Origin of the sequence: Streptomyces sp. NPDC058457, from assembly GCF_042720695.1 — a bacterium.
In the GTDB taxonomy this organism is placed as follows: Bacteria; Actinomycetota; Actinomycetes; order Streptomycetales; family Streptomycetaceae; genus Streptomyces.
In genome coordinates this window covers 84,354-90,746 of the sequence record NZ_JBHXLU010000006.1, presented here as the reverse complement: position 1 = coordinate 90,746, position 6,393 = coordinate 84,354, and the positions used below count along the sequence as shown (strand labels likewise).

Sequence of the window (6,393 nt, the reverse complement as noted above, 5' to 3'; positions counted from 1 at the left end):
GGGTGTGTGGGGGTGCTCGACCCCCCTTCCCCGGGCTCCCCGGGGGGCCCCCGCCGGCCCGGTCCAGGGCCGGGCGGGGGGGGGGGGCCCCCGGGGCCCCGGGGCCCACCACCCCCTGCATTCCACCACGCGTCCGCCCCTGGACGATGTGCGTCCAGTTGGCGTCGATGCAGGCAAAGGGCACCACTGGGCGGCGGTCGTCGATGAGACCGGCGTGACACTGTGGTCGACACCGCTCCAGGAGCCCCCCACCTGGAGTGCCGCCAACTCGCCCTACGGCTGGAAGTGTCCGGACGTGCCCGTGTCGCGGCGCCGCTTTCGGCGGTGCGGGAGCAGGGCTCTCGCTAGCATCCCCTCATGCCTCTTCGTCGGCGCCATGACAAGCTTGCCGCCCTGCCGCGCGACCCGCGAGCCGACGACTACCCGATGCCAGCCGTTCCGTACGGGTGGTACGCCGTGCTCCGCAGCGCCGAGCTCCGTCCGGGCGAGGTCGTCAGCCTCCACTACTTCGGACGGGCGCTCATCGCCTTCCGCGGAGCTGATGGCCGAGCGGCCGTACGGGACGCACACTGCCCCCACTACGGTGCGCACCTCGGCGCGGGCGGCAAGGTCGTGGACGGCACCGTCGAGTGTCCGTTCCACGGTTGGCGGTTCGGCCCGGACGGGCGGTGCGTGAAGGCCCCGTTCGCGCGCCGGGTCCCGAAGGTGTCCCTCGGCGGCTTTCCGGTCCGCGAGCACAGTGGGCTCGTCTTCGTCCACGCCGGGCCGGACGATCCGTCATGGGAGGTGCCGGAGATCCCGGAGGCGGCGTCAAGGCGGTTCGCCAAGCCGATCGACGACACCTGCCGCGCGCGCATCCACGTCCAGGAGATGCGCGAGAACATCGTCGACGAGTCCCACTTCCACTTCATTCACGGCCAGAGCGAACCACTTGTCCAGGACTGGCGGTCGAACGGCCCCTTCGCCGAGGCCCGCGGCCGGATCCGCCGGCGCGTCCTCGGCCGGGACATCGACAACACCTTCGACGCCTTCATGTACGGACCGGGCGTCATGGTGGTCCGCACCCACGGCCCCGTCCTGTCGCTGACCGCCGTCGCCCTGACCACCCCCGTCGACGACCGCACGAGCGAGATGCGGATGCTCTACTACATCCGCAAACCGGCCCGGTTCCCCTTCCTGACGCCCGCGCTCAAGGTCGTCTTCCGAACGCAAGCCCTGGGCGAGGTGCGCGAGGAGCTCCGGATCTGGGATCACAAGATCCACCGACCGCACCCGATCCTGCTGCCGCACGAAAAGGGCATCAAGGCATTGCGCCGCTGGTACGCGCAGTTCTACCCGTCCGGCCTTCCCCTCACGCAGTCGTGCGACCTCACCTCGCCCGCCGGGACCCGGAGCAGCGGCCCGACAGAGAGCGACCAGGTATTTCTCCAGGCCCGCAGGACGCCCGCACAAGGCAACGGGGCGATCGAAATCAAGTAGCGATTTGCCTTATTCGGGGCGCGGGCGGATCACGCCGGCGCCTGGGCCCCCTCACCTGCCCCTGGCCGACGTCGTCTCTCCCCGCTGAGCGTGCGCAGCCTCACGGGTCAGGTGTTCGTGCTGCAACTGCTGCACCTGGACGAACTGGTGAGCCGTATCGACGGCGACGAGACGAGCGAGGAGGCAGGCGTGGGCGTCACCGGAGCGACCTGCCTGTATGCCATCTACGATCCGGTCGCCGGACAGGCCGCCGCGGCCCGGGCCGGCCATCCCGGTCCCACCCTCGTCCTGCCGGACGGCACCGTCTCGTTCCCCGACGCGCCTGTCTCGCCGCCCTTGGGGCCGGACTCGGGGCCTGCCGCGCGCGAGGTCGTCGGACACGGCACCCCATGTGCGGTCGCAACGGCCCCCGAGAGTGCTGCCCCGTACGCAGAGCGGCCCCGCGTAGATGGCCTTCTGATGGCACGGATCTTCAGAGTCCCCGTGTTCCGTGCCCTCCGCGTGCCCATAAGAGCGGGAAACCACGGTCAACAGAGGTGTCTCACAGCCCTCACGATCACCACCGGAGGAGCGTATACGCACAGGTCAGAGCCGTAGGGGTCAGTCAAGCTCCGTCGCTTCCCAAGCTGAGAGCGCGAGTTCGATTCTCGTCACCCGCTCCATGGAGAAGGCCCAGGTCAGAGACCCGGGCCTTTTTGCTGTGTGTGGTGATCAGTTGCCGCGTGCCAGATCCGTGCCAGAAGGCTTGTCGGGCGCCCTCTGCGCGGCAGCGGCCCGAGCCTTGCGGACCGTGGTGTCCAGTCCGGCGGCGACCTCCTCCTGCCGCTCGTCGTCGGAGTGCTGGTAGATCAGTGCCGCCTTCTCGGAGGACTGTCCGGGCCCGGACCATGGTGTCCTTGAGCGTGGCGCCGGAGCGGGTGGACAGCGTGTGTCCCGTGTGTCGGAGATCGTAGAACCGGATGCCCTCGGGTATGCCGACGATCTCCCGCGCCTTCCGCTACCTCCGCCCGAAGGCGCTGCGCCGGAAGGGAGCACCCTTCTCGCCCACGAAGAGCAGCCCATCGGGCCCTATACACGAGCAGCGGCGGGGAACGCGGAAGCTTCCACCTGGCCCTAGCGGTGGCGCCACAGGTGATCGCACTATCGGTCACGGACGACGGAGGAGGGGACGGGTCTCCGAAGGTCGAGCACCAGGACTAGGACGCCGAGCGCGGTCGGGGCCTGGGCATGGTCAGCGCCCTCGCACACAGGGTCGTCGTCCAAGGCGCCGACGGCGGCTACACGGTCACCGCGGAGGCCTTCGTGCAACCTCGGAGGGGAGAGCACCCGTGCTGATGGACAAGCCCCGACGGGGCTTCTGGTGCGAGTGCTGGACCGAGAACCTGACCGACGGGATGCAGTGGCCGGCACTCCGGGCGTCCTTCGACGCCTACTCCGCACCCCAGGCAGACAGATGGGTCGCCATCGCGCTCCGCACCATCTCACCGGCACTCGACCCGGACGCCTCGGACGAGGTATGGGCCTGGCTCCACGACGGCCGCGCCGAAACCCGACGAGCCCTGCTGCGCTTAGAACCCTGCACGGTGTCAGTCACCCAGGCCAACACTCGCATCACATGGACGATCCGACCCGTGCTCTTCGTGCACTAGCTCACCGCCAAGCCACTGAACTCCCAGCATGCAGACACGACTACAAGCGTCTATCGAGGTCGGACGAGTCCGCTACATGACATCAAGACGGCACTCGCCCCACTGTGAACCCCTCACCGTCCTGGAACTCGATCAACACCCCAGCGTCAACGAGGTAGACCCAGCACTCGAAGCAACATGCGACCACCGCATCGGCATGCGCCGTCAATAGGCCGACCTCCAGGGCGATTGAAGGCACACCGAGATTGCCCCAGAACACAACTGCCAGATCATCGGGGCTGGCCATCCACTCACCAGCTTCCGCAGCTCTCCGGCGTCGAACGCCGGGCAGCTCTGGAGCACTTCAGTACCACGCCAGTCCAGCCGCGTGGATCCCAAAGAGCCGAGCCGGCCCACTCAGCGCAGCAAGGGTCCGGTCCTCGTCGTACGACAGAACCATGGCGGCTTCCCCGAGCCCGCCCAGAAGCTCCGCGATTACCTCAGGGTGGGTCCCGTAGCTGACCTCGGCGCCCAAACGAACCCCCCGACACTCTCTACCTCCCGCCGTCGCACCCACTGTCAGGCCGCCCAGCGCCTTGCAGCAACCAGGCCGAGGCATGCGGCGTTAGCTTCAAGTGAAGCCGCAGTGTCAAGCATCAAGCGAAGTAGGACAGCCCCACCCGCCAGCGTGAGTTACAACTTTCTCTACTGGTTCAAGGCGCCGCGCGAGCGCGGCATGCGCGGCACGGGCGCCGGCCGGGTCTGCGCTCATGTCTCCGCCCCGCTCCAGCCCGGCCGGCGCCCGTGCCGCGCGCACAGCAGTCAGCCACCTGATGCCAGAGCAGAGGTGCGTCGTGGCTGGGGCGGTCGGCTCCGCGGATTAGGCACACCCGCCGGGAGCCTCCCAGTGGTTGCACCGCTCGAAGAGACTTAGCATATATGTGAATGCTGCATGCGGCCTTGAACGTTGAGCTGTACATCTGCCCGGCGCCCCTCTCCGCCCTGATCGGATACTCGGGTGCAGCTTCTTTCCCTCCGATGGATGCGCGACTTCTCGGAGTGCGATGTGCAGACACGATGTTGAAATTTTCGTTCAGTGTGCGCGCCGCGAGGAGGACACGATGGGAAGCCTATTTCCAATAGACCCTAGGGAACTATGCTTCGGCACAGCGGAATACGAGGTCGATCCAACAGGGCCAACACCCAGGCTGGAAGTTTGGGATCGGGAAGTTCCATTCAGTTCCACCGCGCCAAGCTTCAGCAAGAACGGTGTCTACTCATCAACCACTACATTGACACGGGGTGCGGCTACAGGAAAGCTTGTCCAGGCGCATCTCTTCCGTGAGAACGAGGGTCCCAACGGGGATCTGATCGGCAAGGTGGACATCCCGTCCTTGAACGAAGTCCGTGCCGACTTTCTCACTCGCTGCACTGAAGGGCGGCCTCAGCTTGAAATCACGACGGGCGGAACGTTCGTTTCCGTGTCCGTCGCATCAAGCGTCCCCACGAAGGTTCGCATTCAACTCGGAAATCAACCTCCCCAGCTCGACAGCGGGATGCCCTTCTTCAATCCGGAAGAGGTGGTTGCCAGCGCGGTCTCTGCCGCACCCAAGGTCATGCACAAGTTGACCTTGCTGGACGAACTTACCCAGCCGGAAACCAGCGGCCATGCCCCGCTTCGAAGCGGCGACAAGTTGTTCTTCATTGTGCTGGCATGGGACTCCCTTGGGCACTGGGATTTCGTCTGGAGTTCAAAGGGTGCTGCTCCGGCAACCGTTCCGGAGTCCTTTACGACGAAGCGACGCATCGTCAACACCCGAATTGCGCAGCTATTCTGCTTCAACGACAGTGATGATCTGTCCGATGGTGAAGCGGCATTCAAGTTCGTCGTCAAGGGCGGCGCTAGCCCGCAATCCAAGACCATCACGTGGGATCCAATGGCCTCGGGGGCTCGCAAGACCATAAGCGCGGGCACGACCGACATCATTGTGAACCCACCGGATGCTGCTGGGAAGGTGACCGTGCGCGTTGAAGGGACAGAGGACGATAGCGGCAGCTTCCCTCCAGACAGCAACGATACCGCCACCGCCGGTCTGGATAGCGGAACCCCACTCGTATTTCCTGTCGGACCGGCAAATGAACAAGTCACAAATCAGTTGTTGACGCTCGACAGTCACGCCACCTCGAACGGTGAACTGCTGAGCTTCTCAGCCGATATTGTGTTCTCGGTCAACTATATCTGACTCAACAGATTGAACGCTGCAGGACGTCGCACAGGGAACATCTTGCGAGATTTGGTCTTGCACCAGCGGCTGGCATCCGCGACGGACGTGCTAGCCGCGTGCCAGGTTGAGCGGGGGAACCACGGGGAACACCGGTATCCAGTCGGCGGTCAACCGCGCGCTAGCGCGCCTTGCGTCGAGGCAGCCAAGGCCAGAGCACAGGAGCTTCCCAAGCTAAGAGTCAGCTCCAGGACGCACGAACCTGCCGCAGCTGGACTCTCATGCCTCGGTTAAGCCATTACGCATTCGGCGGGGAAGCCACTGCCAGTCCTCCATAGCGCCCTGCATCAGTCGCTGTAGGCGTTCCTGGCCCTCAACCCTGAGTACATCTCGCAGGCAGGCGCACTCGGCCAGGTCCCTGTTGCCGACGATGCAGACGTAGATACCCGCGATCTGCAAGCCCCGCGCGGCTGCCGAGAGCTTCGCGTCAACCGGCAGCGGAATCCTCCGGGCCAGCTCCTGCGCAAAGACCCGCTCGATCCTGGGACGCCCCAGCAAACCGAAGAGGCCGCCGGCGGCGCGGCCAACGGCCTCATGCAGCCGATCTTTGCCTTTGAGGATGCTGCGCGCCAACTCGGCGAGATCATCGCAGCCCCTCCGGCGATGGCGCTTCACGAGCTTCTTCCACGTCTCGTCCGAGACGTAAGCGGACGCGCGCTCAGCGATGACGGCGGTGCCGCCGCGGTCGATGACATCCAGGCATAGCTGTGCGACCTCCTCCGCTCTCTGGCGCTCCCGGGTAGCTTGTGTTGGGGGCCGAGGGCGCTGTTGGGGCCGAGCGGCGGCCCTGGGCGTGGCTGACTGCCGCGGTGCTCGACGCGGGGCTTGGGCACGCTTCGCTGGTCGTTTTCGGGGCGTAGAGACGCGTCCCGCTGGGCGATCGCGATGGTGATGGCATCGCACGTCTGGGCCGGTCACACGATTCCGGCATAACGTCCCGTCGTCGGTCTGCGCGCGGCAGCGATAGACCATGCCGGAAGTGTGAGGACGGGCCAAGAAACCGA

The 6,393-nt window shown here is 66.0% G+C and carries 3 protein-coding genes and 4 pseudogenes; 5 read left to right on the top strand and 2 right to left on the bottom strand.

Annotation, left to right across the window (positions count from 1 at the left end; genetic code table 11):
• The first annotated feature begins 357 nt into the window (after positions 1 to 357).
• On the top strand, positions 358 to 1,479 hold the full coding sequence (locus tag ACFWPS_RS07370; protein WP_383702018.1) for a Rieske 2Fe-2S domain-containing protein: 1,122 nt from the start codon (positions 358 to 360) through the stop codon (positions 1,477 to 1,479).
• A 132-nt stretch (positions 1,480 to 1,611) separates the two neighbouring features.
• Positions 1,612 to 1,833: pseudogene (locus ACFWPS_RS07365) on the top strand (SpoIIE family protein phosphatase); the annotation flags it as partial.
• A 357-nt stretch (positions 1,834 to 2,190) separates the two neighbouring features.
• Here ACFWPS_RS07365 and ACFWPS_RS07360 read toward each other — a convergent pair.
• Positions 2,191 to 2,548, bottom strand: a pseudogene (locus tag ACFWPS_RS07360) (site-specific integrase); the annotation flags it as partial.
• On the opposite strand from ACFWPS_RS07360, the pseudogene ACFWPS_RS07355 reads away from it, so the two are divergent.
• The 3 genes and pseudogenes from ACFWPS_RS07355 to ACFWPS_RS07345 form a co-directional block, all read left to right on the top strand.
• Positions 2,533 to 2,814, top strand: a pseudogene (locus ACFWPS_RS07355) (ATP-binding protein); the annotation flags it as partial. The pseudogenes ACFWPS_RS07360 and ACFWPS_RS07355 sit on opposite strands and share 16 nt — an antisense overlap.
• Positions 2,814 to 3,208 (top strand): annotated as a pseudogene (locus ACFWPS_RS07350) (hypothetical protein). The pseudogenes ACFWPS_RS07355 and ACFWPS_RS07350, both read left to right, overlap by 1 nt.
• Positions 3,209 to 4,228: 1,020 nt before the next feature.
• On the top strand, positions 4,229 to 5,350 hold the full coding sequence (locus ACFWPS_RS07345) for a hypothetical protein (RefSeq protein WP_383702016.1): 1,122 nt from the start codon (positions 4,229 to 4,231) through the stop codon (positions 5,348 to 5,350).
• A gap of 258 nt (positions 5,351 to 5,608) precedes the next feature.
• On the opposite strand, the gene ACFWPS_RS07340 is transcribed toward ACFWPS_RS07345, so the two are convergent.
• Entirely contained in the window at positions 5,609 to 6,004 is a 396-nt protein-coding gene (locus tag ACFWPS_RS07340) for a hypothetical protein (protein WP_383702014.1), read from the bottom strand.
• Between the last annotated feature and the right edge of the window lie 389 nt (positions 6,005 to 6,393).

What these genes read in the sequence shown, in the direction of transcription:
- ACFWPS_RS07345 (WP_383702016.1), top strand. Translation starts at nt 4,229, where the DNA reads ATGGGAAGCCTATTTCCAATAGACCCTAGGGAACTATGCTTCGGCACA.
- ACFWPS_RS07370 (WP_383702018.1), top strand. Translation starts at nt 358, where the DNA reads ATGCCTCTTCGTCGGCGCCATGACAAGCTTGCCGCCCTGCCGCGCGAC.